Genomic DNA, 24,696 nt, shown 5'->3' with positions numbered 1-24,696 from the left:
CTGGTTTCGCATAAATACAATGAATATCTTTCTCGCCTTAACTGGTACAAACAGGGTGAATCGTATTGCCAACACCGTTTATTCAAACTTCCCGCGCGATCAACTCCGACTCAATCTACTTTCTAGCGCTGATAAGCACATTAGGGGTATTTCTATTGCTGGGCTGGGGGATATGGTTTTTTTTTAAAGAAATCACAGTTTATAGCGTTAGTGACCAGGCGAGACTTGAACAAGAGCAGAATACTGTACATGTCAGCACCCAGAGTACAGGAAGAGTAGTTGCTATTACTGCCTCGCTAGGAGATACCTTGAGAGAAGGAGACTTGCTAATAGAGCTGGATACCAGGGCATTTGATTTGGATCTAGATGGTGATCTTCGAGTATCTCAGAGCCTCTCGGATCAATTACTGGGAATAGAGCGAGAGGAGCGTTTACGGGATAAAAAATTTACTGAAGACGACAAGGCTTTAAGTGATCAGCTGAAGCTACTCCAAGAACAGCACAAACTTCAGATGAACAACCAGCAGATTCAGGCAGATGTGGCGGAGCGCTATGAACGCTTGCTGAAGAAACAGCAAAGCTCTGAACTTGATTACCTTGCAGCTAAACGTACCTATCAGCAAATGGCCATGGCCACCCTCGCATCGGAAGCGGCAATAAGAGCAAACCATGATCGCCGGAAGCAATTGGCTAGCGAGTACCAGTTATCCATGAGTGAATTGGAACAGCGTCGAGCAGATCTACAAAGACAGCTGGCGGAGGTGGATACTCGCACTCAGCAGAGCACCTTGGCGGTAGATGAACAGCGTCTGCGTGCGCCTATCTCCGGTAAGCTTGCTTCACTGGCGGATATTCAGGAAGGGGAGGTATTAGTCGCAGGGCAACAGATTGCCACACTACAAGCTGAGGGTAATGTCACCGTACAGGCGTTTTTCTCTCCTGCCCTTGCTTTGGGACATATTCGTTCAGGGCAGAGTGCGCGAGTAAAATTAGATGGGTTTTCCTGGGCGCGTTATGGTCAGTTACAGGCCCGTGTAGAGCGGGTCGCTAGTGCTGTGCAAAAAGGAAAGATTCTCGTTGAGTTATCTCTCCGAGGAGAGATTCCCCCACAGTTGCCACTATTGCATGACCTACCAGCAAGGGTGGAGATTGCCACTGGAGTAAAGACACCATATCAGTTGCTATTGCAAAGTGCTGGCGACTACTTATTAGGGCAAGCAGAAAGTAGCGTAAATTCGTTGGAGACCCTGTAGTGAAGGGACAAGTTCGCTGGTTGGTTCCCGAAGTTGTGCAAACTTCCAATATGGATTGTGGCCCTGCATCCCTTAAGAGCTTGCTTGAAGGCTTTGGTGTAAATGTACACTACGGCCACCTGCGTGATGCCTGTCAAACTGATGTAGACGGCACCTCTATTAATACCCTAGAGAAAATTGCGGTTGAGCTGGGGTTGGATGCGGCACAGATGGTCGTGCCCAAAGATCACTTGCTGTTAGGTTCAGCTGGCTACTTGCCGGGGCTGGTGGTGGTGCGCTTGCCCAATGGTAATACTCACTTTGTTGTTGCTTGGCGTAATCACCGGGGAGTTATACAGGTTATGGACCCAGCCTCGGGAAGACGTTGGCCCAGTGCGCGACACTTTCTCGATGAGTTGCATATCCACACTATGCGCGTTCCGCCGCAAGGGTGGAGAAATTGGGCTGGAGGAAAAGATTTTATCGATCCCCTGCAAGAGCGGATGGAACAGCTGAGAATTTCTAAATCCATCAGCGAAGTAATGTGTGAGCAAGCCTTGAAGAAAGGGGACTGGCTCTCACTGGCTTTTCTAGATGCCAGTGTAAGAATGTTGGCAGCGCTCGTTGGCTCTGGTGCGGTACGACGAGGGGCAGAAACAAGTGCATTGTTGCAAAGGCTGATAAGTGACTTTTCAGAAGACACGATTAACGCTTATCAACTAGTGCCACAGAGCTATTGGTGTGTACGCCCTTCCAGTTCTCCCGGTACTGAAGAAGTTGACACAGTTGAGCTTGAACCAGAGCTGTTGGAGTTTAGCGGCGCTGTAATAGTCAGCGTAAAGGGAGTACGTGAAAGGAAAGAAATCAAACCTAAATCGGAGGCTCTAAGCAAAGCTTTACAAGTACAGTCAATAAGCCCACTCCGTCAGTTATGGGAGTTTTTGCGAGAGGATGGTTTGCTTGCCCCGAGTATCGTGATGCTAGCGATGTTTGCTGCGGTGCTTGGTGTGATGGTTGAGGCACTGCTATTTCGAGGTTTGATCGATATTCACTCGGAACTAGCTACGGAGGTGCAGAGAATCGGCGCTGTCATTTTATTACTGGGATTTATGTTGACACTCATACTTGTGCAGTGGCCGATGACCAAGCTGCAGCTAATTATTGGTAAGCACTTGGAAAATCGTTTTCGCATGCGCTTTCTTTCCGCCTTGCCGAAAATACCAGACCATTTCTTTCAAAGCCGCCCAACCTCAGATACCGCAGAGAGAGGTCATCGTATAGCAGCTCTGAGAGAGTTGCCTTTACTGGGGGGAGGGATACTGTTCAAAGGGTTGTCACTGCTCGCAACAGCTACTGGTATCGTTTGGATAGCGCCCGCAACCGCGCCTCTGGTGTTATTAATAACGGGGTTACAGGTAGTTATCCCTCTGTTATTTCAGCCAGTGCTTAGTGATTATAATATGCGTGTCCAGACCCATACTGGCGCTCTAGCTAGATTTTATATGGATGCCTTGCTGGGAGTAATACCAATTCGTACACACGGTGCTGGAGAGTCTGTTCGCCGTGAACATGAAAGTTTGCTTAGCGAGTGGATTAAAGCAGGCTATTCCTCTTTGCGTTTCCAGCTTAATAGCCAAGCGGTGCAGTTGATTGTGAATGGGGTTCTTACTTGTGTGCTGGTGATTTACTGTGTTCAGATCCTGGGGGCAAGTCCCTACTTACTTCTGCTTATTTATTGGGTATTGGCACTGCCGCCACTGGGGGAAGATATCGCACAGTTAATGCGGAGCTACCCTCGTCATAGGAATACCTTGTTGAGAGCTTTAGAGCCGCTGCAAGCGGTTACGGTTGGTGCTAGTGAAGAGCCTTTTAATGATGAAGGGGTTCAACCTTTAAAGGTGCCTGTATCATTTCGTTTTGATAATGTCAGTGTTAAAGCTAGTGGTAGAAGTATTCTTAAGAATATTAATCTGAATGTTGCCTCTGGGGAGCATGTCGCCATTGTTGGTTCATCTGGTGCTGGCAAGTCGAGCTTGGCCGGTTTATTGTTGGGTTGGCATAACCCTGAGAGTGGAATCCTATTGCTAAATGGCGAGAAATTACAGGGTGAATTACTGTGTCGTTTTCGTCTAAGTTGTGCTTGGGTCGACCCTGCAATACAACTTTGGAATAGCAGTTTACTGGATAACCTACACTACGGTAATGACTCCTCTTCCTCCTTGTTCCCAACACTACAACAGGCTGATCTATTAAACCTAGTTGCCTCCTTGCCGGATGGTTTACAGAGCACCTTGGGGGAAAGTGGTGCGCTTGTCAGCGGAGGGGAGGGGCAGCGCGTGCGATTAGGTCGTGCCCTTGGCCGAGAGTCTCCAGCTTGTGTCATTTTAGATGAGCCATTTCGCGGGCTAGACCGCGGGCAACGCCAGCGCTTACTTGCTCGTGTGAGGCGAGTATGGAAAGACACCACCCTAATTTGTATCACTCATGATATTTCAGAAACCAAAGATTTTCCTCGCGTATTGGTGGTAGAAGATGGGCAAATTATTGAGGATGACACACCCACAAATCTGGAAGCGCAAACTGAATCTCGTTATGCCCAACTTCTCACAGCGGAAAAGAGACTCTGGCAAGAGTGTTGGCAAAGTACCGACTGGCGTCATCTGCGTATGGAACAAGGGCGGATTACTGAGCTTCAATCTGCAATAATAAAACGGGCTCAAGATAGAGATACTGTGCAGTCTCAAGAGGTGCATAGTGAAACCTGAAGCTTCCATAAGCAAGCTGCGCCATCACTGTTGGCCTGCAGTCCAGCTAGATGGTGCAGTGAAAGCCCTGGCTCTTCATAGCGGGCTTGAGCCTGCAGTTCCTGACTTCGAAAACAAAGCGCAAGTATATTTGGATACAGATGCTCGCTTACAGTTACAGGCAGAAGCTTTCGATTTAAATATTGAGCGAGTTACCTGCAAATATGGGGAGTTGGAGCAGATGCTGGTCCGGGCCGCACCAGCCATACTGCGTTTGCGCTTTGCGGAGGAGGAATATTTCATCGCTTTGTGTGGCGGTAATCATCGTTTTTTATATCTTCTTTCGCCATCACAACAAATCGTAAAGCTGCGTCCAAGTCAAGTGTTGAGAGCACTAACAAGCGCACAAGAAATACCTCAGCGTCAACGTATCGCACGCTTACTGGACAGTGCCGAAATAGCTGGACGACGACGTAAAAAAGCCACAGAGGCATTATTACGAGAAAATCTAGTAGGGCTAGAAATCGATGATTGCTGGTTGTTGCGGCAGCCTTCCCACCGCTCTTTTTGGCAGCAGCTGCGCCAGCATCGCCAGCATTTACGCTTTCTAAGTATGATTACCTGCCACACAATACAAATACTCTTGTATATTGCCAGCTGGTGGTTGATAGGCCGTGCTGTTCTTGATGGCCATGTAGATAGTGGCTGGCTAGTTGCCTGGGTATTATTACTGATAACACAGATCCCCCTTTCACTCTTAACTGCTCGGTTACAAGGTTCCATATCGCTAGAAACCGGTGCCCTGTTGAAGCAGCGCTTACTCGCCAGCGCTTTGCGAATAGATCCAGGCAAGGTGCGCCATATGGGTTCGGGACAGATACTTGGGCGTGTTTATGATGCAGAAAATATAGAAGCCAGTGCGCTACAGGCGAGCTTTATGCTACTACTCGGTGGTGTAGAGCTGGTATTGGCTTTCATGGTGCTACAGCTAAGTCTTGGAACTCCAATATCGTTGGGGATTTTGACCCTATTTTTACTTATAGCCATCGCTCTAGGACGTGCCCAGTATTTGGCTCGTCAATACTGGACCGCTCAACGTTTGAGTATGACCCACCGTCTAATTGAGAAAATGCTTGGCCACCGGACCCGGTTGGCACAGCAGAAACCTTCAGATTGGCACCGAGGGGAAGATGAGGAGTTGGAAGAGTATTTTCGAAGTTCTACGGCAATGGATGGCAACATGACTCGTATAGTCGCATTTTTGCCACGTATCTGGTTGCTATTGGGTATAACTGGCTTGGTGCCTGTTTTTGTCAATAGCAATACTGAGAGTGGGCAAATTGCTGCGGCTTTTGGGGGGGTACTGCTTGGATATCGCGCAGTACTAAAAGGCGTGACAGGGTTTTCCAGTGGACTCAGTGCTCTGGTAACTTGGGAAAAAGTACGTGAACTCTTTTCCTTGGAGGCTGCTTTAAAGCGGGGCGCTAACTCTATCTCAGTGGCCAATAAAGTTCATTCAGGCATACAAGGGTCCAAGCAGCCATTGTGCTATATCCGTGACTTAAGTTTTAACTACCCTAATCAAGACAAGGCGGCCTTAAAAAACTGTAAGCTGAGTATTTATCCCGGTGATCGAGTAATTTTACAGGGGGCTTCTGGCTCAGGTAAATCTACTTTTGCAAATGTGATTGCCGGCATTCAAAAGCAGAGAGAGGGCATCTTGCTTATCAATGGGTACGATAGAGCCAGTATTGGTGCTGAGCACTGGCGCAGACTGATTGCATCAGTGCCACAATTTCATGAAAATCATGTACTTGGCGATTCTTTCTTATTTAATTTATTAATGGGTGATGAATGGCCACCAAAGATGGAAAGTGTTCGTAGGGCCTATAAAATTTGTGATGAATTAGGTTTGACCCCATTGATTAAAAAAATGCCTGCAGGGATGTTACAGACGGTGGGAGAAATGGGGTGGAGATTATCTCATGGTGAGATGAGCCGCTTGTTTATTGCACGGGCACTTTTGCAGAATTCTGAGTTGTTGGTACTGGATGAGAGTTTTGCAGCTTTGGATCCAGATAATTTAAGACGATCGTTTCATTGCGTGCAAAACTATTCGAGTAGTTTAATTGTAATCGCTCACCCATAACTTATGCTCTGAAAGCATATGAATTGGTGCGCTTCATGAGTTTTCAGTGTGTTGTTGCCTTGGGTTTTAATGTTTTCAATCTTAGGAATTTTTCCTGTGTGTGATGAATAGGATCAATTTTATGATCCTGCTAAGCTCTCTTAGAGAGGTATATAGCCTTTGGGCTTTTCATGTGTTAACAAATGAATTTTTTTGACTTACATGTCATGTGAAGGATGTCTCCTTCGTGGCATTTTTTTGATCAATTATCGCAGTTCAATTTAAAATATTGCCTCATTTTTTTCGAGATCTCAGTTCCTATTGTACTTGTTGCTAAGCTGTCATGGAAAGGGCTCCTCCTGTTTGGTTGAAATTGCATGTCAAGCTGCTTCAGAAGTTTTATTTATGCTTTTTGCGGTTTTTCTTGCTCTTTTGTAGTGGGTGTCTTGGCTAAGTTATCTTTATGTTATCACCATAATTCAGCCATGTTTTCCCTGGGAGTTAGTGGGTGGTGCAATTCTATAAGTTTGATTGCAATGTATGCATCAATTTTTTAAAGGCGAAAATATCCCTTCTGTGAGGCGCCTGAATTATTTTTTTGAGGTGGCCTTGGGTGTCGTAGTTTACTGTGGTCTTATCTTTTGTTTTTGTAGTGAAGGATTTTTATTGTTCTTAACTTGATCTGAGTGTGCTGATTATAAATTTGTGTGTTTTTTGGTGGGCTCAAAATATCTTGGGCTGTATTTTGTGTGTAAAGCGATGTGTTTTTTTATTTTTTAAGCTTGGAGTGATTTTTTGTGGTGCCTTATTTTATATTTTTCGGTGTTGTAGTTTAAGGTTCTATGTGGTTGTTTTGATTTTTTAATCTGGGGGGGTGTCAATAGGACGATGCCTGTTTATGAAAATGGTACAGATGTATATGTTTTTGGTTTGTACTAACTAAGTGTCATAGGCATGCTTAGCATGAAGTAAACGGGCTTGGTAAATTGTGATTGTTCCCTCAGAATAATAAGATTTTGTTGGATTATCGGCCTGTGGTCGGGGTAAGCTATGTTGTGCTTGGTTCTTTTATTGGATGGCCAGGCATAGTTAGCACATTTATAAACTACAACTTGTAAGGAGAAACATAATGCAAGTCGAAACTGATATTCAGGCAGGTCCCAGAGGGGGTGTTGAGCCTCCCCCGCCTGCGGCTTTAGCCTTAGCTTAATAGTATTTGGGTCAGGGAAGGGCTGCTTTAATAGTTTTATAGGGTGCTTTTCTGGCCCATTTCAGTGAGATTTGTAGTGGTGTTGACAACAATTCTATGCCATCACCTCTAAAAATAAGGCTTCTTCAAAGGCTGTTGGTTAAAAATGTTACCATTTGGCATATAAACGTTATGTTAAAAATTTTAATTGTGTTTGGGGGAGGTGGTAACCTGCTTGGTCAATACCATATCTCCACGCTTATATTTTCAAAGCGCGCCGGCCCTGAAGATGGCTAATCGACTTTTTTTGCCGAATAATGTGAAGGTGGGTTTTGCACTTTTGTTTCATACTAGGATCTGTTAATACCAATTTTGATGGAATTTGCTTTTATGGAAACCGCAAAGATATCTAGTATATAAATCATTAACGCTATTTATGAACTTGCCAAGCACGATTGTGAGTGACATGGCCTTCCTGAGTATTTTGGAAAGTGGTACAACATCTTCACGAGGAACAGTCATAGAACAAAGAAAGATGGGATTATCTTTTCTCCGTTCATCAGTAAACCCGTGAAATCGATTTTCAGGTAGCTCCGGTATTCCTCAATAGCATGTTGTTAAGGTGTATTCTAACGCTACCAGCGCTAAGCAGCGACCCGCAAGCCATAGGCAAAACAAGTAGGTGAATGGACTGCCAAAGTTTTCATAATAGCTGCTGACCCAAAAGCCGTTACCTTCTTTGTCGCCTGGAAGTAGTATGTTGATACTCAACGAGTTGCGTAATCTACTATAAGCTATTTCACTACTTCTTTTAATATAATTAACATCCATGCAATATAGAAAAAAGGTGCATAATAGGATATATAGCATTCCCAACTAACGCCCAAACGGTGCCAATTACCTAGCAAAAATCTGTTCAACTCTCCAGTGCCGGGCATACTTTCTAAGCTTTCTAATATCCTGCTATGAGGCTTTTTTCCAGGCTGATGAAATCAAATCCATGACTCATGTAGGGAAATTTAAATCAGCTATGGGAATTTAAAATAAATATTTTAACACTAGCTAGGAATGTTTCTGAGTGAATGGTAACTAGTAATTGATTAAATGAAAAAAACCGGAATACCTGTTTGGGATTCCGGTTTTTATTTCTATATAGTCAAAAGAGCTTAACTGATAGAAATTTTGGTCAAACCGACTTGTAAATCTCAGGTCTTCAATTTCTTATAATGCATCCGATGCGGTGTGGCATCTTCGCCTTTACGCTGCACAAAGTCTTCGTGGTACTCGGTGTAGTTACCTTCAAAGAAGACCGCTTCACTCTCACCCTCATAGGCGAGGATATGGGTGGCAACGCGGTCCAGGAACCAGCGATCGTGCGAGATTACCAGAGCGCAGCCGGGGAAGTTGAGCAGGGCTTCTTCCAGGGCGCGCAGGGTTTCGATATCCAGATCGTTGGAGGGTTCGTCCAGGAGTAGTACGTTGGCGCCCTGCTTGAGGGTATAGGCCAGGTGCAGGCGTCCGCGTTCACCACCGGACAGTTCGCCTACGCGCTTCTGCTGGTCACTGCCCTTGAAGTTAAAGCGGCCAACATAGTTGCGCGAGCCCACTTCGTAATTGTTGATCTTGAGCATATCGTGGCCGTCTGAGATGGCTTCCCATACAGTCTTGCTGTCATCCAGATTCTCACGGCCTTGCTCAACGTAGGCGACCTTAACGGTTTCCCCGATCTTGATCTCGCCGGAGTCCTGCTGCTCGGTGCCGCTGATCATACGGAACAGGGTGGACTTACCGGCACCGTTACCGCCGACGATACCTACAATCGCGCCCTTGGGCACACGGAAAGACAGGTTGTCGATCAGCAGGCGCTCGCCGAAGCCTTTGCACACCTCTTTAAACTCAATCACATTGTCGCCGAGACGCTCGCCGGGCGGAATGTAGATTTCGTTGGTCTCGTTGCGGGCCTGGAAGTCCTGGGACTGCATTTCTTCCAGGCGGGACAAACGGGCCTTGTTCTTGGACTGACGGCCCTTGGGATTTTGGCGGGCCCACTCGAGTTCCTTTTGCATAGCTTTGGCGCGAGCCTGTTCGCCGCGCTGCTCTTGCTCCAGGCGCTTTTCTTTCTGTTCCAGCCAAGTGGTGTAGTTGCCTTCCCAGGGGATGCCGTGGCCGCGGTCCAGTTCCAGAATCCAGCCGGCAACATTGTCGAGGAAGTAGCGATCGTGGGTGATGGCTACCACAGTGCCGGTGAAATCGTGCAGGAAGCGCTCCAGCCAGAATACGGATTCTGCATCCAGGTGGTTGGTGGGTTCGTCGAGAAGCAGCATATCCGGGCGGGACAGCAGCAGGCGGCACAGGGCCACACGGCGTTTTTCACCGCCGGACAGATTGTTTACGTCCGCATCCCAGGGCGGCAGGCGCAGTGCGTCTGCGGCGACTTCCAGGCGGTGCTCCAGGTTGTGGGCGTCCCAGGCCTGGATAATGTCTTCGAACTGTTGCTGTTTCTTAGCCAGGGCATCGAAGTCCGCGTCGGGCTCGGCATAATCGGCGTAGACCTGTTCCAGGCCGGCGAGGGCGTCAATGGCTTCGCGTACACCATCCTCTACGTTGCCGCGCACATTCTTACTGGCATCGAGTTGCGGTTCCTGGGGCAGGTAGCCGACCTTGATGCCGGGCATTGCGCGGGCTTCGCCGTTAAAGTCCTGATCGACCCCAGCCATAATGCGCAGCAGGGTGGATTTACCTGCGCCGTTGAGACCGAGTACGCCGATTTTGGCGCCGGGGAAGAAGGAAAGGGAAATGTCCTTCAGAATTTCACGTTTGGGGGGCACTACTTTGCCCACCCGGTTCATGGTGTATACGTATTCAGCCATTTGGGGTTCCGTAACTGGGTGTTGCAATCGCTCAGATTTTGCGCGCAACTTATCAGTTTGCGTAAAAAGTGCAACTGCACCCCTGTGGCTGTCGCCGCTGTACTCGCGTGTGGCTGACGTTGAATCTGATATGTGCTTAACTGCGACGCTAATTAGTACAAGAGCAATAAGACAGATAGCAATGGATCAGGACTCCCCGGTGTTGTTCTCTCGGCGCGGCGCACTGGCGATCGCGACCCTCAACCTGCCTAAGGCGCTCAATGCGCTCAACCTGCAGATGATTGATCTGCTCTCAGCCCAGTTAGATCAATGGGCTGATGACGATGCGGTGGCCGCCGTATGGATAGATGGCAGTGGTGATAAAGCCCTCTGTGCCGGGGGCGATGTGGTGGCACTGTACGAGCAATCGGCCGCCTACGGTGAGCCGCCGGAATATCGTTACACGACCGAATTCTTCTCGCGCGAATATCGTCTGGACTACCAAATACACACCTATACCAAGCCAATCGTGGTCTGGGGTGGCGGTATTGTGATGGGGGGTGGTATCGGCATTATGGCCGGTGCCAGCCATCGTATTGTGACTGAAACCACGCGTATGGCGATGCCAGAAATCACTATCGGCTTATTTCCCGATGTAGGTGGAAGCTGGTTCCTGAACCGTATGCCGGGCCGCCTGGGTCTTTTTTTGGGGCTGACAGGGGCCCAGTTTAATGGGGCCGATGCCCTGTTTGCCGGTATGGCCGACCGAATTATTGCGCAGGACCAACGCGAGACCGTGTTGGCGGCACTGGCTGACTTGGATTATTCAGCCGGTAACGCAATTAACCACCGTCTAATTAGTGACTGCCTTAAGAGTTGCGAGCTCTCTCCCTTGCAGCGGCCGGAGTCGCAGTTGCGCGAACACTACGACCAGATTCAACAGCTCACGGACTTTGCCAGCCTGCCGGAGGTTTGCGCGGCAATCAGCGCCTATCAAGGGGTGGATAAATGGTTGCAGCGCGCCGCCACCACCCTGGCCGGTGGTTCGCCACTGACCCCTTGGGTGGTATGGGAGCAGTTGCGTCGAGCGCGCCACTTATCTTTGGCCGATGTGTTTCGGATGGAGTTGGCGCTCGCGGTAAACCTCTGTGCCAGTGGCCATTTGAAGGAGGGGGTGCGGGCTCTATTGATCGATAAGGATCGTACGCCAAAGTGGCAGCCTCAGAGCTTGGAGGAGATTAGCCCGCAACAGCTGGAGAGCTGCTTTAGCGCGCCCTGGGGCGGAGCGCATCCGCTTGCGGATCTATAAAGCGACCCGGGCCGCTTTACGCGCGGGATACCAACAACAAAATATGGAGTGGCTTTTATGGAAAAGATAGCCTTTTTTGGTCTGGGGAATATGGGTGGCCCTATGGCGGCCAACTTGGTGAAGGCCGGGTATAGCGTGGCGGCTTTCGATCTCAATCCCACGGCTCTGGTGCAGGCGCAAAAAGATGGTTGCACGCCTTGTGAGTCCCCGCTGCAGGCGGCTGAGGGGGCCGCTATTGTGGTCTCAATGCTGCCCAGTGGTGCGGCGGTAAAAAGCCTCTACCTGGGAGAAGAGGGGCTGCTGAATCACCTGGCTGAGAATACTCTGGTTATCGATTGCTCAACCATCTCTGCGGAAGATGCCCGCCTGGTAAATGAGGCCGCATCTGAGCGGGGCCTACTCGCCATTGATGCGCCAGTTTCAGGGGGTACCGCGGCAGCTCAGGCTGGTAGCTTGTGTTTTATGTGTGGAGGTGAAGAAGCGGCAGTAGATGCTGCGCGGGCGCCGTTACAGGCGATGGGCGCCAAGATTTTTCACGCCGGCTCGGCTGGGGCAGGGCAGGTGGCAAAAATTTGTAACAACTTGCTTCTGGCTATCCATATGACCGGTACCGCCGAAGCCCTGCAGTTGGGGGTCGACAAAGGCTTGGACCCCAAGGTCCTGAGCGAGATCATGATGCAGAGCTCTGGCAACAATTGGTCTCTGTCCAATTACAATCCCTACCCAGGTGCTATGGAGAATGTACCTGCGGCAAATGGTTACTCTGGTGGTTTCACCGTGGCGCTAATGCTGAAAGACCTGGGGCTCGCCATGGATGCTGCAGCTACCAGTGCCTCTTCCACGCCTATGGGGGCTCTGGCAAAAAACCTTTATCAGCTACATGGAGCCAGCGATGAAAATCAGAAGTTGGATTTCTCCAGTATCCAGAATATGTTCCGCCGCCCGGCAGGTGGTCTGACCTGGTAGATATCTAGCTTCCGCGCGCTCCCTCCTCAGTTGATTGTTTCTGGCCAGTACCGGAGAGGGAGCTTTGCTTCAGTGTCGCCTAACGTTAAAAATTTGGACCAGTTCGCAAAATTGGCAATAGGTACCAATTACTAGCCCCCTAGCCGTTCCTTCATTACACCCCTATCGCTATCTTCGCTGCCCCGCTCGGAAGGCCATCTGATGATTGGCCAGACAAGCGTTATGGGCAATACGCTGCTTTTAATTCCGCGAAATTCTACAGCTTGATTTGGATCAAGCTCACGATTGCGGCCAGCGGTTAACCTGCCTGCGACTTGTGATTGTGCCTGGAGGGGGCCTTCCAAAGTCGGGAAAAATGCTAAATCGCTATATGGAGAAGTTAATGAATCGTATAACTGCTTGTGCGACAGCCGCCCTGACCGCCGTACTTTCTGCACCGGTACTGGCCTACGAAGAGGGCAGCTTTATTTTGCGCGGTGGTATGGCCACAGTAGCGCCCGACACCAGTTCCAGCGCGCTTTATGTTGGTGGAGCTAAGCAAGACGGCACCGGGGTAGATGTGGATGACGGCTCCGCTCTGGGCCTAACCGGTGTGTATATGTTCCGTGATCACTGGGGTCTTGAGCTAGTAGCCGCCACCCCTTTTACGCATGAGATTCAAGCTGAAGGTCTGGGTGAAACTTTTGAGCTGGGTGAAACCAAGCATCTGCCGCCTACTTTGCTGGTGCAGTGGTATCCCATGGATACTCAGTCCGCGATCCAGCCTTATATTGGTTTGGGGGTGAATTACACCGCTTTCTTCGATGAGGAAATCAGCAGTACTGCTAATGCGGTCTTTGAAACCCTAGGGGCTACTGACGACGCAAAGCTATCTCTCGATAATTCCTTCGGTCTGGCGGCTGAAGCGGGTATCGACTTCGCCTTCGGCGCAGATCAGCGCTGGTTGTTTAATATGTCTGTGTTCTGGATGGATATTGATACCGACGCCACTGTAAAGGTACCTGGTGTGGGTAATGTCACCGCTAAAGTAGATATCGATCCGCTGGTTTATATGGCGGGTCTCGGCTACCGCTTCTAAGGTGGCAGCACTCTAGTTTTGGGGTGTGGCAGTCGTTGCGGTTTTCCCCGTGGGAGCTCGGCGACTGCCTTTTAGTTTGTGCGGGAGGCTGTCGCAAACAATTGATTGAGGTTGTGGAAATATGATGCAAGAGACTAAAAGCACTATAGGTGGTCTATCAGAACAACTGTTATCCCGATACAGTGGCCCCTGCCCGCGCTACACCTCTTATCCCACAGCCGATAGATTTAAACCTCTGGATGGCAGCATCAAACCTTGGGATGCACTTAAAAATATTCGCAGCTTATCCCTGTATGTGCATATCCCCTTTTGCCGTTCTCTCTGTTATTTCTGTGCTTGCAACAAGGTAATTACTTCCCAATACGGTCTCGCCTCCAGCTATCTGGATAACCTCTTGCAGGAAGCTCGCTGGTATCGGGACAAGGTGGCCCAGGTACCGGTCACCCAGTTGCATTTGGGAGGTGGTACACCCACATTTCTCAGCGATGGAGATATGCGCCGCTTGATGGAAGGACTGGGTGAGATTTTTGATTTACGCCCGGGCGATGGAGTGGAGTACAGCATTGAAGCCGATCCACGCACCTTGGAGCTGGAGACCTTGGATACCCTAAGAGAGCTCGGATTTAATCGCTTGAGCCTGGGCGTGCAGGATTTTGATATCGAGGTGCAGAGATCCATCAACCGAATTTGCAGTGCCGACCAGGTGACTGAATTAACGGTTGCGGCGCGTGAGCGGGGCTTCGAATCTATTTCCTATGATTTGATTTATGGCTTGCCCAAACAAAACCTCAGCAGTTTGCACAGTACCCTGGATAAGGTGCTAGATTTACAGCCGGATCGTATTGCCCTCTATCACTATGCGCATTTACCCCATCGTTTTAAAGCCCAGCGTCTTATCGATACGGAACTAATTCCCTCCGCCACAGAAAAAGTAGCAATGCAGCTGGCTGCGGTAGAGCACTTGGGTCAGGCCGGTTATGAATTCCTGGGTATGGATCATTTTGCCCGGCCGGGAGATGAGCTGGCCAAGGCCGCTCACGCGGGGATGTTACAGAGAAATTTCCAAGGCTACACATTAATGCCCGCCGATGCGTTAGTTGGACTGGGGGCTTCCGCAATCAGCTACAGTCGTAATGGTTTCTGGCAGAACCTGCACCGTCTGAAAGAATATACCCAGGCCGTGGCTGAGCGGGGTAATGCTTCGTGTCGAGGCTGGTTAATGAGTGATGAAGATAAGTTGCGTCAGTGGGTTATTACTGAACTGATGTGCCGGTTAAGCCTGGATAAAACTGAGGTTGAGCGTCGCACTGGCGTACCTTTTAATCAATACTTTTTCCACGAGCTCAAAAGACTGGAACCCATGTTTGAGGATGGTCTTATTTATCAGGATGAAAAAAAGATCACCGTTACGGAGCAGGGGCGCTGGTTTGTACGCAATGTTGCCTCGGCTTTTGATATTTACTTATACAGTCAGCAAACTGATGCACAATATTCTCGTGTTCTTTAATGTTCTACAGGAGACGATTGCCTTCACAGCGGGTACAATAGCCGCAAATTAGTTTACCGACTGGTTTAGTATGATGGATTCCTCAGTAGCGGTTAGTTGCAGCAACTGCTCGGTTAGACGTTTGTGCCTGCCTGCGGGGTTATCTCAAGCAGATATCGATCGACTAGAGCAGGTTACGCGCCGTAAGAAAATTGTAAAAGCCGGTGAGACCTTGTATCGCTCCGGTGATCCTTTTGCAAACCTTTACGCTATTCGTTCAGGCAGTTTTAAAACTGTGGTTATCGCAGCGGATGGCGATACGCAGGTCACTCATTTTGCCCTGCCAGGAGAGTTGTTGGGGCTGGATGCCTATAGTAGCCGCGTACACCCCAGTTACGCTGAGGCGCTGGAAGACAGTAGTGTCTGCCTGTTGCCCTTTACCCAGCTGGAATTACTGGCTAATCAGGTCACCGCGTTGCAGCAGCAGATTTATAGTATTTTTTCTGAAGAGCTGCGCCAGGAAAATGATATTTTAATGCTGTTGGGCAAGCGATCGGCTGATACCCGCTTAGCGGCTTTACTGATTAATATTTCCAGCCGCTATGCTCGTCGCGGTTATTCGCACAGTGAATTTGTGTTGTCTATGCCGCGCACAGATATTGCCAACTACCTTGGGTTAACTGCAGAAACCGTAAGTCGATTATTTTCGCGTTTTCAAAAAGAAAAACTGATTAAGGTAAGTGGTCGGGCGGTGGAAATAATGGATATGATCAGTCTCAGTGAACTGGCCGGAACCCATTACGGTTACGATGAAGACTGATTAAGCACTCTATCAGAGTTTGATAAGCTTAGTTGATTAAAAGGGCCCAGGCTAAATAATTAGCAGGCCCTATAACATTTTTCAAATTATTTGCGTTAGGATCGCATTAATTAAATAGCGGCGATAACCTCCGCCCATTTTTGTTGTTGGGCTTGAGAAATATAGCTGGCTTTAAGGCTGTTAATAGCCAGCTTTTTTGCCTGTTTCTTGGTCATACCAAGACTTTCACTCAGTGCTTGGTAATTGCGGTTAACGTAACCGCCGAAATAGGCCGGATCATCCGCATTTACTGTGACACAGAGCCCACGTTCCAATAACTGTAATATGGGATGTTGGCTCATATCGTCGTAGACACATAGTGCAGTGTTGGACAGAGGGCATACGGTGAGGGGAATTTCCTGATCGATAAGTCGTTCAATCAGAGCCTCGTCTTCCACACAACGCACGCCGTGATCTATGCGGCTTACATCGAGTAAATCCAGAGCTTCTTTAATATATTCAGCTGGCCCTTCCTCCCCCGCATGAGCGACCCTCTCCAGGCCTAATTCTTTAGCCATAGCAAAGACTTGCTGGAATTTGCTGGGGGGGTGTCCCAGTTCTGAGGAGTCCAGGCCAACACCCTTAATAAATTCCAGGTAAGGTTTGGCGGCTTTTAGAGTAGTGATGGCCTCTTCCTCACTCAGGTGGCGCAGGAAGCAGAGAATCAGGTGGCTACTAATTCCCCACTCAGATTCGGCATCTTTTAGAGCGCTGTGGATGCCCCGAATAACCACACCGATATCAATACCCCTTTCTGTATGGGTTTGGGGGTCGAAGAAAATTTCAGTGTGCACAACATTATCTTCACGACAGCGCAGCAAATAGGCCATGGTTAGATCGTAAAAGTCCTGTTCATGGATAAGGACCGAGGCTCCCTGGTAGTAAATATCCAGGAAGGACTGCAGGTTGTGAAACTTATAGGCAGCCTTAATTTCCTCAACACTGGAAAAGGGGATTTCAATTTTATTGCGCCGGCTAAGCTCGAACATTAGTTCTGGCTCCAGCGAGCCTTCAATGTGCAAATGCAGCTCTGCCTTGGGGAGAGTCTTAATAAAATCCAGATCGGCGATGCTCATAGTAATAACTGTATTGAAGATAAGTGTGGGAGCTGTTACCCGGGCCGGAGGCATCGATTCAACAGCCGGAAAAATTGGCGGTAATGGTAACAGCTTCTTCCTTATGGCTGAAAAGCCATTCGCTAACCTGCCGGCCTGGGCATGGCTGGTGAAGCCGCAAGACTACAGCTGTGTAAACCAGGCGGTTTACTTTGTGGGTTAGAGGTGTAACATACACCAGGCAGTATACTTTTTCTGAGTGTTGGAGTGGACCTATGGGCAAGGTAGTACTGATTACGGGAACATCTACAGGTTTGGGACAGAGTTTGGCCACCAAAATGGCGAAGCGGGGGTATGTTGTCTACGCCACCATGAGGGATTTGGGCAAAGCGGGCCCACTGCTGAAAGATGCCGGGCTTGGGCACAAGCTCAACGTTTTAGCGCTAGACGTGCAGGATGCAGGAAGTATTCAACATGCTGTGAATACCATTATTGAGGAGCAGGGGCGTATCGATATTTTGGTTAACAATGCCGGTGCCGGCTTTGTGAAAACCACCGAAATGGCCTCAGAGGTAGAGACGCAGTGGGTTATGGATGTGAACTTCCACGGGGTAGTGCGTTGCACCAAGGCAGTACTCCCCCATATGCGAAAGGAACGCAGCGGTCGGATTATCAACATTTCCTCTGTGGGTGGGTTAGTGGGGCAGCCGTTTAATGAACTTTATTGTGCTGCCAAGTTTGCTGTAGAGGGGTACACAGAGGCTATGGCTAGCTATATCCAGTCCAGCTTTAACATTCAGTTCACTGCGGTTGAACCTGGCGGCATTTACTCTGAATTTGCCAACAGTGTTTTATCTCAACTGCAAGTGGATGGTGGTGTGCCAGAAGGAGATTACCAGGGCTTATTCGAACAATATCTAGGAAGTATCCAGAGGCGCACACCAGAACAAACGGCCCGTCTTTATCAGAGTGCCGGGCAGGTGGCGCAGGTAGTTTTAGATGTTGTTGAAAGTGAAGATCCACCGGTTCGGGTCCGTACTTCTCCTTGGGCCAATGAATTTTGTGCTTATAAAACGGATGCAGATCCAAGTGGTAAAGCTCAGCAGAAAATGGTGATAGATACCCTGTTATCTGCCAATCAATGATTTACCGAAAAGTTCATTGATTTCGCAGGGCTTTGTTTATTTAGATAAGCCCAGGAGCACCCGCTAGTCATTATTTTTATGTAGAAGAGTAATGTCTGAAATTGTGTAAACGTAGCATATATTGGTCCGTTGTTTTAGAAAGATGGTTAGCCTCGATACTATTTTTTTAATATTTAGTGTTTTATTTCTGGGTGGCGACGCTTTTCAATAATGCCGTTACAATTTTCCTATATTGTTAAACGGCGATTTGGGTATGGCTGATTCACCAGTGCCAGTAAGTTGCAGTAATTGCTCTGTCAGGCGTCTCTGTTTGCCTGCGGGCCTGTCTCTGGCAGAGATTGATCGCCTCGAACAGGTTACTGGAAAAAAGAAGGTCATTAAGGCCGGAGAATCTCTCTACCGGGCTGGCGATTCATTTCAAAATCTCTACGCGATTCGCTCTGGCAGTTTTAAAAATGTAGTAATTGCCGCAGATGGTGATACCCAGATAACACATTTTGCCCTGCCGGGAGAATTACTTGGCCTCGATGCTTATAGTACCCGTGTTCACTCTAGCTATGCCGAGGCGTTAGAAGACAGCAGTGTCTGTCTCCTGCCTTTTGCTCAACTGGAAGTACTGGCGCAGCAGGTTCCGGCCCTGCAGCAACAGATTTACAGCATTTTTTCCGAAGAGTTGCGCAAGGAGAATGAAATTTTAATGCTGCTTGGCAAGCGTTCTGCGGATACTCGCCTTGCCGCATTGCTTATGAATATTTCCAGTCGCTATGCCTGTCGCGGTTATTCCCCCAATGAATTTATCCTTTCAATGTCGCGTACAGATATTGCCAATTACCTAGGATTAACTGCAGAAACGGTGAGTCGTCTGTTTACTCGCTTTCAAAAGCAGGGGGTTATCCAAGTAAATGGCAGGGTAGTGCAGATTCAAAATTTACTGGGGCTTAGTGAAATAGCGGGAACCCACTGTGGTTATGAGGGCGAGGTTTAGAAGTCTTTGAAGTGGCGAAAATTTTCTGGAAAGGATAAGGGTTTGAGCATTAAAAAATAAAAAAGGGGGCGAAAACGCCCCCGGAATCCACTACTTATCAGGAGTGTGTGGAGAAAGCTAATTCCTTTTCTGCACCTTTTTTCTCTACTTCTTCCGGTGCTTGTGACAGCCAGTCCATGGCCTCGTGCTGCTTCTCAAAGTAACGCACTTCGCCACTTACAAACCATCCTCCAACTTTGGTGGCCAGCTGTTGCCAGCCTTCATCCCCAAGTACAGCAATGCGGCAGAATTCATTGCCATGTTTAAGGGTTAGCTTGAATTCATCCCAGATCGCGTGCAGACCCCAGCCCTCAAAATCCCGCAAGTCAATCAGCATTTGTACCTGTGGTTTTTTAACGCCCTCAAGAGCATACTCTAGCAAAGGCGTTATATATTCGTAGTCCTCATGGGTCAACTGCCCAACAGCTTTGATATACAGGAAGAAATCATCATCAATTCTCTCCATGCCAATGGAGATTCCGTGACGCTTGATTTTCATGTCTCCTCCTTTTTATAGTTTGTGAAATGACCCGGTCATCTTAAGCAAATACTTGTGAGGGTGTTTCTGGTTGAGTCAGATATTCGCGTAAAGATTCATATATATTTCTGGTGTTTTTATCGAAAAAAGGATCTTTTAACTGCTTGACCTGTCTGTATATTTGTTTCCAGTCTTCTACCTGTAGATATTGCTCTATTTGGGGGAAAATCGCAGAATTTTCCAGCTCAATATGATTTCGCTGTAACTGCAAATAGCTATTACTAGCTCCTTGTAGCACTCTCCGCTCAACCATGGCGTCATTGGCTACGGCATAGAAAAGTGCACACATATGCTTGGTGGTTGCAGCAATTTTTTCGTGCTGCATCTGCGCTTCATAAATAGCACTTCGGTCATGCACAGGTTTGGTCAGCAAGCGAGCAAGAATCAAGTCTTCTACCGGATGATGATATTTATCTGGGTAAACAGAAAAATAATCCAGTGCGTCAAGAATCAGAGAGAGGGTGTTAGGGTCCCGCTCATGAGTTCCAAAAAGGTCCTGTAGCAAGCGCTCAAAGGCATTGAGCATTTGCTGCATATTTTTATGGTCTAAACAGAGTTGTCGGTAGATGTTATTCATCCCAGACCCCCGCGATCAGTTTCGAAGCTTATTGTTGCCAGCAGACTCAAGAGAGGAATTGATGTGGATCAAGTAGCGAAAAAAAAGTGGTACAACCTGAGGATTTTGGCGCAGTAAAGAAATTAAAGGGCACCATTTTTAAAAATTATCTAAAACCAGTTATCGAGTTAGAGTCATACAAAGGCTGTGAGATAACGAAATTGGGCTCAAGCCATGTTAATTGCCGCGCAGGGTTTGAGTATTAATTCCTCATTTTTATTTTGGAGGCTGAGTGCTGTGGTGCACTCTAATTACGGGGGGGCAACGGTTAAATCAATAGGAGGATAGGCCATACATTATTATTGGTGTCCTACAGGTCCACACAAGCTGGTGACGGTGGGTATAAGTCACTGGTGTGAGAATGAGGCAGTGACTGGTGATCCTAGTATGGTTTTGATGTTGGCCTAGCTTAAGGGCCAGCAGTGACAGGGTATTTGAGTAAAGCAAGCTTTTAAAGAGGTGGCTTATGAGTCCGGCCCCTGTATCGCTCATTTCTAAGGCAATCAATAGTCGAAAACACGGCTAACTGGCCGGGTTTTGGTTTTCGCGCAATCCCTGTGACCTTGGTGTACAATGCGCGCCTTTCTAAAATGCTCAGGATTCTTTGAGTAGTCAGTGGGGCCTGTTGGCGCCTGAGGCCAAGTTGCAAGGCCTGAGCACAGTGGTACCGAGTTACACCAGTCTCTACTCAGCCCGCATTACCGAGGGAACACCATGTTTGATTCATCTGTCACGCTCGCTTCTTACGATCCCGAAATCTGGGAAGCTATCTGCGAAGAGGATTCTCGCCAGGAAGACCACATTGAGCTGATCGCCTCCGAGAACTACACCAGCCCACAAGTCATGGAAGCCCAGGGCAGCAGCCTCACGAATAAGTACGCAGAAGGTTATCCGGGCAAACGCTACTACGGTGGCTGTGAGTATGTGGATAAAGTGGAAACCCTGGCGATTGAGCGCGCCAAGGCGCTGTTTGGTGCGGATTACGCCAATGTACAACCGCACTCTGGCTCCCAGGCCAACTCGGCGGTATATCAAGCCCTGTGCGCCCCCGGCGACACCGTGCTAGGTATGAGCCTGGCTCACGGCGGCCACCTGACCCACGGTGCCCGCGTCAACTTCTCTGGCAAAATCTACAATGCGGTGCAGTACGGCCTGAACCCGGAAACCGGTGAGGTGGATTACGAGGAAGTGGAGCGTCTGGCTCTGGAGCACAAGCCTAAGATGATCGTGGCCGGTTTTTCCGCCTACAGCCGCGTCATGGATTGGGCGCGTTTCCGCGAAATCGCCGACAAAGTGGGTGCCTACCTGTTTGTAGATATGGCCCACGTAGCCGGTCTGGTTGCCGCTGGTGAATACCCATCGCCAATTCCCCACGCCGATGTGGTGAGCTCCACCACTCACAAGACCCTGCGCGGACCGCGCGGTGGCATTATCCTGGCCCGTGCCAACGAAGAGATCGAGAAAAAACTGAACTCCGCGGTATTCCCCGGTGGTCAGGGTGGCCCGCTGATGCATGTTATCGCGGCCAAGGCGGTTTCCTTTAAGGAGGCCATGAGCCCAGAATACAAGGATTATCAGAAGAAGGTGGTAGAGAATGCCCGCGCTATGGCGGAGACTTTCCTCGACCGCGGTATCAATATCGTTTCTGGCGGCACCGATGACCACCTGATGCTGGTGGACCTGATCGGTAAGGAATACACCGGTAAAGATGCCGATGAGGCCCTGGGCAATGCCAATATCACGGTGAATAAAAATGCGGTGCCTAATGACCCGCGTTCTCCCTTCATTACCAGTGGACTGCGTGTCGGTACTCCGGCGATTACCACGCGCGGTTTCGGCGTGAAGGAAACCCAGCAGCTGACCCATTGGATCTGCGATATCCTGGACGCACTGGAAGGCGGCGATGTTGAAGCCACCATCGCCGATGTGAAGCAAAAAGTTCTGGAGATCTGTGCACAGTTTCCTGTGTACAAGAAAGCCTAATTTAGCTTTGCTGGAAAAAGCGGCTCGGTGAGCCGCTTTTTTTATGGCTGTATCACAGTGTGCTGCACCGCAGCGGTGCGTGGTGCAGTCACAGGGGGCAACGGCTGTGATAAACTGCGGCCCATTTTCCATTCCCCTGGGGACGATCCCACATGCACTGTCCTTTCTGCAGCGCAGAAGAAACCAAAGTAGTCGATTCCCGCCTGGTGGCGGAGGGCGATCAGGTGCGCCGCCGGCGCGAGTGCCTCGAATGCCATGAACGTTTCACCACCTTTGAAAGCGCAGAGCTGCTGTTGCCCAGGGTGATCAAACAAAATGGCCAGCGCGAGCCCTTCAATGAAGACAAATTGCGCGCGGGCATCCAGCGCGCGGTAGAGAAGCGCCCGGTCAGTATCGAGCGGGTGGAATCCGCAGTCTCCCAAATCAAGCATGCACTGCGCGCAACGGGTGAGCGCGAGTTGCCCGCAAGGGCCATCGGTGAGTTGGTTATGGAGCAGCTGCGCGAGCTGGATGAGGTCGCTTATGTGCGCTTTGCCTCGGTGTATCGACGCTTTGAAGATGTCAGCGACTTCAGTGAAGAAATTGAGCGCCTGACCAGTAAGGAAAACCAAACGCAATGAGTCAAATGGCTGTAGAGAGTGCCCAGGCACTGATGGGCCGCGCTATTCAGCTGGCGGAGCGCGGTCTCTATACCACTATGCCGAATCCCCGGGTCGGCTGTGTGATCACCGATGCTAATGGCCAAGTAATTGCCGAGGGCTGGCATAAGCGTGCTGGCGAACCCCACGCTGAAATAGAAGCCCTGCGCGATGCGGGCGAGCGGGCACGCGGCGCCACCGTCTATGTGACCCTTGAACCCTGTAGCCACAGTGGCCGCACAGGTCCCTGTGCAGAGGTACTGGTGCAGGCCGGCGTTGCACGTGTGGTATACGGTATGGAAGACCCGAATCCCAGGGTTGCCGGAAGCGGTTTGCAGAAACTGCGCGATGCGGGTATTGAGGTAGAGGGGCCAGTGCTGGAAGAGCGCTGCCGCGCGCTCAACCCGGGTTTTATCAAGCGTATGACCTTGGGGTTACCCCTGGTGCGCAGCAAATCTGCGATGAGTTTAGATGGTCGCACCGCCATGGCCAGCGGTGAATCCAAATGGGTTTCGGGCCCGGCTGCGCGCGCCGATGTGCAGCGCCTGCGTGCGCGCAGCTGTGCAGTGGTAACTGGCGTAGAGACTGTGCGATTCGACAACCCGAATCTCAATGTGCGCGCCGATGAGATGGCGCTGGAGCTGCTCGAAGCGGAACAGGCTGCTGAAGTTCAGCCCCTGCGCGTTATTGTCGACAGCCAGCTGCGCACGCCGGCAAAGGCCTTTATTTTGCAGGGGGACGCCCCCACACTGGTGTGCACTACTGAGCGCGCCGATCCAGAGCGCCGTCAGCGACTGGAAAACGCCGGTGCCGAAGTTGTTGTTTTGCCTCAGGACAAGGACGGTCGGGTAGACCTGCTTGCCCTGCTCAAAGAGTTGGCCCGACGCGAATGCAATGAAGTACTGATAGAAAGCGGTGCGATCCTTTCCGGTGAGTTTCTCTACCGGGGTCACGTAGACGAATTGATTGTCTATCTGGCGCCCAAGCTGCTCGGCAGCACGGCACGGCCGCTGTTTGAATTGCCCATTGAGCGTATGGGCTCGGTGCTGCCGATCACGATTACCGATATGCGCGCGGTCGGCCACGACTGGCGCATCACCGCAACCACGGATATCGAGCGCTGATGTTTACTGGAATTATTGAAGCGGTCGGCGAGATTGCCGATCTGCAGCCGCGCGGTGGTGATCTGCGCGTGCGCGTTAGGAGCGGCAAGCTGGACCTCACCGATGTACAGCTTGGCGATAGTATCGCCACCAACGGGGTCTGTCTGACCGTAGTGGAGCTGCCCGGTGATGGCTATTGGGCGGATGTTTCCGCGGAGACGCTGGATGTCACCAGTGTCAGCAGTTGGAAGCGCGGGGATAGGGTCAACCTGGAGAAGGCATTGACCCCACAAACCCGCCTTGGCGGCCATATTGTCAGCGGCCATGTGGACGGTATCGGTGAGGTGGTGTGGCGTAAATCCGAGGCCCGTGCCGAGCGTTTTCGCCTGCGCGCACCGGATAATCTGGCTCGTTATATTGCCCACAAGGGCTCGATTACTGTCGACGGTACCAGTCTCACCGTTAACGCGGTGGACGGCGCTGAGTTTGAACTCACCATTGTGCCGCATACCCTGCAGGAAACGATTATGCAGGGTTACGCGGCTGGCACCCGGGTCAATCTTGAGGTGGACTTGATCGCACGCTACCTGGAGCGCCTGCTTCTTGGCGAGGAGGCGGCCAAATCCAGCGACGGTGGTATGACACTCGAATTTCTCGCCCAGAACGGGTTTTACAAGCGCTAGCTGGCTTTATCCCGGCATGCCGCGCCAGTGAGGGCGGGTGAGTGTAACTGCAGGGAAAGCCGCTCAATTTG

The 24,696-nt window shown here is 49.9% G+C and carries 19 protein-coding genes; 15 read left to right on the top strand and 4 right to left on the bottom strand.

What is annotated here, in order from left to right; translation table 11 throughout:
* The first annotated feature begins 65 nt into the window (after positions 1–65).
* The 3 genes from ACJJIJ_RS15115 to ACJJIJ_RS15105 are packed head-to-tail and all read left to right on the top strand — an operon-like array spanning position 66 to position 6,125.
* The gene (locus tag ACJJIJ_RS15115; protein WP_444937787.1) at positions 66–1,253 is read left to right on the top strand and encodes an HlyD family secretion protein; all 1,188 of its coding nucleotides are present in this window, start codon (positions 66–68) and stop codon (positions 1,251–1,253) included.
* A complete protein-coding gene (locus tag ACJJIJ_RS15110) occupies positions 1,253–3,997 on the top strand; it encodes an ATP-binding cassette domain-containing protein (RefSeq protein ID WP_444937786.1) in 2,745 nt (914 codons plus the stop codon). Before ACJJIJ_RS15115 ends, ACJJIJ_RS15110 begins: the two co-directional genes overlap by 1 nt.
* Positions 3,987–6,125 (top strand): ATP-binding cassette domain-containing protein, encoded by a 2,139-nt coding sequence (locus tag ACJJIJ_RS15105; protein ID WP_444937785.1) that lies wholly within the window; start codon positions 3,987–3,989, stop codon positions 6,123–6,125. The genes ACJJIJ_RS15110 and ACJJIJ_RS15105 overlap by 11 nt, the downstream gene beginning before the upstream one ends.
* 2,373 nt (positions 6,126–8,498) lie before the next feature.
* Here ACJJIJ_RS15105 and ettA read toward each other — a convergent pair.
* Positions 8,499–10,163, bottom strand: a complete 1,665-nt coding sequence (gene ettA, locus ACJJIJ_RS15100) for an energy-dependent translational throttle protein EttA (RefSeq protein ID WP_444889363.1) — start codon at positions 10,161–10,163, stop codon at positions 8,499–8,501.
* A gap of 181 nt (positions 10,164–10,344) precedes the next feature.
* On the opposite strand from ettA, the gene ACJJIJ_RS15095 reads away from it, so the two are divergent.
* The 5 genes from ACJJIJ_RS15095 (at position 10,345) to fnr (ACJJIJ_RS15075) (ending at position 15,801) form a co-directional block, all read left to right on the top strand.
* The gene (locus ACJJIJ_RS15095) at positions 10,345–11,451 is read left to right on the top strand and encodes an enoyl-CoA hydratase/isomerase family protein (protein WP_444937784.1); all 1,107 of its coding nucleotides are present in this window, start codon (positions 10,345–10,347) and stop codon (positions 11,449–11,451) included.
* A gap of 57 nt (positions 11,452–11,508) precedes the next feature.
* Complete coding sequence (gene mmsB, locus ACJJIJ_RS15090) at positions 11,509–12,417, top strand: 3-hydroxyisobutyrate dehydrogenase (RefSeq protein WP_444937783.1); 909 nt, start codon at positions 11,509–11,511, stop codon at positions 12,415–12,417.
* A 382-nt stretch (positions 12,418–12,799) separates the two neighbouring features.
* Positions 12,800–13,495, top strand: coding sequence for an OmpW/AlkL family protein (locus ACJJIJ_RS15085; protein ID WP_252083363.1), 696 nt, complete (start codon positions 12,800–12,802; stop codon positions 13,493–13,495).
* Positions 13,496–13,616: 121 nt separating this feature from the next.
* Entirely contained in the window at positions 13,617–15,002 is a 1,386-nt protein-coding gene (hemN, locus tag ACJJIJ_RS15080) for an oxygen-independent coproporphyrinogen III oxidase (RefSeq protein ID WP_444937782.1), read from the top strand.
* Positions 15,003–15,072: 70 nt separating this feature from the next.
* Complete coding sequence (gene fnr / locus ACJJIJ_RS15075; protein ID WP_252083361.1) at positions 15,073–15,801, top strand: fumarate/nitrate reduction transcriptional regulator Fnr; 729 nt, start codon at positions 15,073–15,075, stop codon at positions 15,799–15,801.
* A gap of 110 nt (positions 15,802–15,911) precedes the next feature.
* Here fnr (ACJJIJ_RS15075) and ACJJIJ_RS15070 read toward each other — a convergent pair whose 3' ends face one another.
* Positions 15,912–16,916 (bottom strand): adenosine deaminase, encoded by a 1,005-nt coding sequence (locus ACJJIJ_RS15070; protein ID WP_444937781.1) that lies wholly within the window; start codon positions 16,914–16,916, stop codon positions 15,912–15,914.
* Between the two features lie 25 nt (positions 16,917–16,941).
* Between ACJJIJ_RS15070 and ACJJIJ_RS15065 the strand changes: the two genes are divergently transcribed.
* The 3 genes from ACJJIJ_RS15065 (at position 16,942) to fnr (ACJJIJ_RS15055) (ending at position 19,025) form a co-directional block, all read left to right on the top strand.
* On the top strand, positions 16,942–17,118 hold the full coding sequence (locus ACJJIJ_RS15065; protein WP_444937780.1) for a hypothetical protein: 177 nt from the start codon (positions 16,942–16,944) through the stop codon (positions 17,116–17,118).
* Between the two features lie 52 nt (positions 17,119–17,170).
* Positions 17,171–18,040, top strand: coding sequence for an SDR family oxidoreductase (locus ACJJIJ_RS15060; protein ID WP_444937779.1), 870 nt, complete (start codon positions 17,171–17,173; stop codon positions 18,038–18,040).
* A 253-nt stretch (positions 18,041–18,293) separates the two neighbouring features.
* Positions 18,294–19,025 (top strand): fumarate/nitrate reduction transcriptional regulator Fnr, encoded by a 732-nt coding sequence (gene fnr, locus ACJJIJ_RS15055; RefSeq protein WP_444882797.1) that lies wholly within the window; start codon positions 18,294–18,296, stop codon positions 19,023–19,025.
* A 97-nt stretch (positions 19,026–19,122) separates the two neighbouring features.
* Here fnr (ACJJIJ_RS15055) and ACJJIJ_RS15050 read toward each other — a convergent pair whose 3' ends face one another.
* Positions 19,123–19,563 carry a SpoIIAA family protein gene (locus ACJJIJ_RS15050; protein ID WP_444882796.1) on the bottom strand — a complete coding sequence of 147 codons (441 nt, stop codon included), beginning with the start codon at positions 19,561–19,563 and terminating at the stop codon, positions 19,123–19,125.
* A gap of 40 nt (positions 19,564–19,603) precedes the next feature.
* Positions 19,604–20,179: a hemerythrin domain-containing protein gene (locus ACJJIJ_RS15045; protein WP_444937778.1), complete on the bottom strand. Its 576-nt coding sequence runs from the start codon at positions 20,177–20,179 to the stop codon at positions 19,604–19,606.
* A 753-nt stretch (positions 20,180–20,932) separates the two neighbouring features.
* On the opposite strand from ACJJIJ_RS15045, the gene glyA reads away from it, so the two are divergent.
* From glyA to ACJJIJ_RS15025, 4 genes are all read left to right on the top strand, one after another.
* Complete coding sequence (gene glyA, locus ACJJIJ_RS15040; protein WP_444937777.1) at positions 20,933–22,201, top strand: serine hydroxymethyltransferase; 1,269 nt, start codon at positions 20,933–20,935, stop codon at positions 22,199–22,201.
* A gap of 152 nt (positions 22,202–22,353) precedes the next feature.
* Entirely contained in the window at positions 22,354–22,821 is a 468-nt protein-coding gene (gene nrdR, locus ACJJIJ_RS15035) for a transcriptional regulator NrdR (RefSeq protein WP_252083353.1), read from the top strand.
* Positions 22,818–23,963 carry a bifunctional diaminohydroxyphosphoribosylaminopyrimidine deaminase/5-amino-6-(5-phosphoribosylamino)uracil reductase RibD gene (gene ribD, locus ACJJIJ_RS15030; RefSeq protein WP_444937776.1) on the top strand — a complete coding sequence of 382 codons (1,146 nt, stop codon included), beginning with the start codon at positions 22,818–22,820 and terminating at the stop codon, positions 23,961–23,963. Before nrdR ends, ribD begins: the two co-directional genes overlap by 4 nt.
* Positions 23,963–24,625: a riboflavin synthase gene (locus tag ACJJIJ_RS15025; RefSeq protein WP_444937775.1), complete on the top strand. Its 663-nt coding sequence runs from the start codon at positions 23,963–23,965 to the stop codon at positions 24,623–24,625. The genes ribD and ACJJIJ_RS15025 overlap by 1 nt, the downstream gene beginning before the upstream one ends.
* Positions 24,626–24,696: the final 71 nt, after the last annotated feature.

This window comes from Microbulbifer mixtoriginis (SeqCode) (genome assembly GCF_052467945.1).
The sequence above is the reverse complement of the archived record's forward strand: the minus strand, read 5'-3'. Positions and strand labels throughout refer to the sequence as shown.

What these genes read in the sequence shown, in the direction of transcription:
- ettA (WP_444889363.1), bottom strand. Translation starts at nt 10,163, where the DNA reads ATGGCTGAATACGTATACACCATGAACCGGGTGGGCAAAGTAGTGCCC.
- ACJJIJ_RS15095 (WP_444937784.1), top strand. Translation starts at nt 10,345, where the DNA reads ATGGATCAGGACTCCCCGGTGTTGTTCTCTCGGCGCGGCGCACTGGCG.
- mmsB (WP_444937783.1), top strand. Translation starts at nt 11,509, where the DNA reads ATGGAAAAGATAGCCTTTTTTGGTCTGGGGAATATGGGTGGCCCTATG.
- ACJJIJ_RS15085 (WP_252083363.1), top strand. Translation starts at nt 12,800, where the DNA reads ATGAATCGTATAACTGCTTGTGCGACAGCCGCCCTGACCGCCGTACTT.
- hemN (WP_444937782.1), top strand. Translation starts at nt 13,617, where the DNA reads ATGATGCAAGAGACTAAAAGCACTATAGGTGGTCTATCAGAACAACTG.
- fnr (WP_252083361.1), top strand. Translation starts at nt 15,073, where the DNA reads ATGATGGATTCCTCAGTAGCGGTTAGTTGCAGCAACTGCTCGGTTAGA.
- ACJJIJ_RS15070 (WP_444937781.1), bottom strand. Translation starts at nt 16,916, where the DNA reads ATGAGCATCGCCGATCTGGATTTTATTAAGACTCTCCCCAAGGCAGAG.
- ACJJIJ_RS15060 (WP_444937779.1), top strand. Translation starts at nt 17,171, where the DNA reads ATGGGCAAGGTAGTACTGATTACGGGAACATCTACAGGTTTGGGACAG.
- fnr (WP_444882797.1), top strand. Translation starts at nt 18,294, where the DNA reads ATGGCTGATTCACCAGTGCCAGTAAGTTGCAGTAATTGCTCTGTCAGG.
- ACJJIJ_RS15050 (WP_444882796.1), bottom strand. Translation starts at nt 19,563, where the DNA reads ATGAAAATCAAGCGTCACGGAATCTCCATTGGCATGGAGAGAATTGAT.
- ACJJIJ_RS15045 (WP_444937778.1), bottom strand. Translation starts at nt 20,179, where the DNA reads ATGAATAACATCTACCGACAACTCTGTTTAGACCATAAAAATATGCAG.
- glyA (WP_444937777.1), top strand. Translation starts at nt 20,933, where the DNA reads ATGTTTGATTCATCTGTCACGCTCGCTTCTTACGATCCCGAAATCTGG.
- nrdR (WP_252083353.1), top strand. Translation starts at nt 22,354, where the DNA reads ATGCACTGTCCTTTCTGCAGCGCAGAAGAAACCAAAGTAGTCGATTCC.
- ribD (WP_444937776.1), top strand. Translation starts at nt 22,818, where the DNA reads ATGAGTCAAATGGCTGTAGAGAGTGCCCAGGCACTGATGGGCCGCGCT.
- ACJJIJ_RS15025 (WP_444937775.1), top strand. Translation starts at nt 23,963, where the DNA reads ATGTTTACTGGAATTATTGAAGCGGTCGGCGAGATTGCCGATCTGCAG.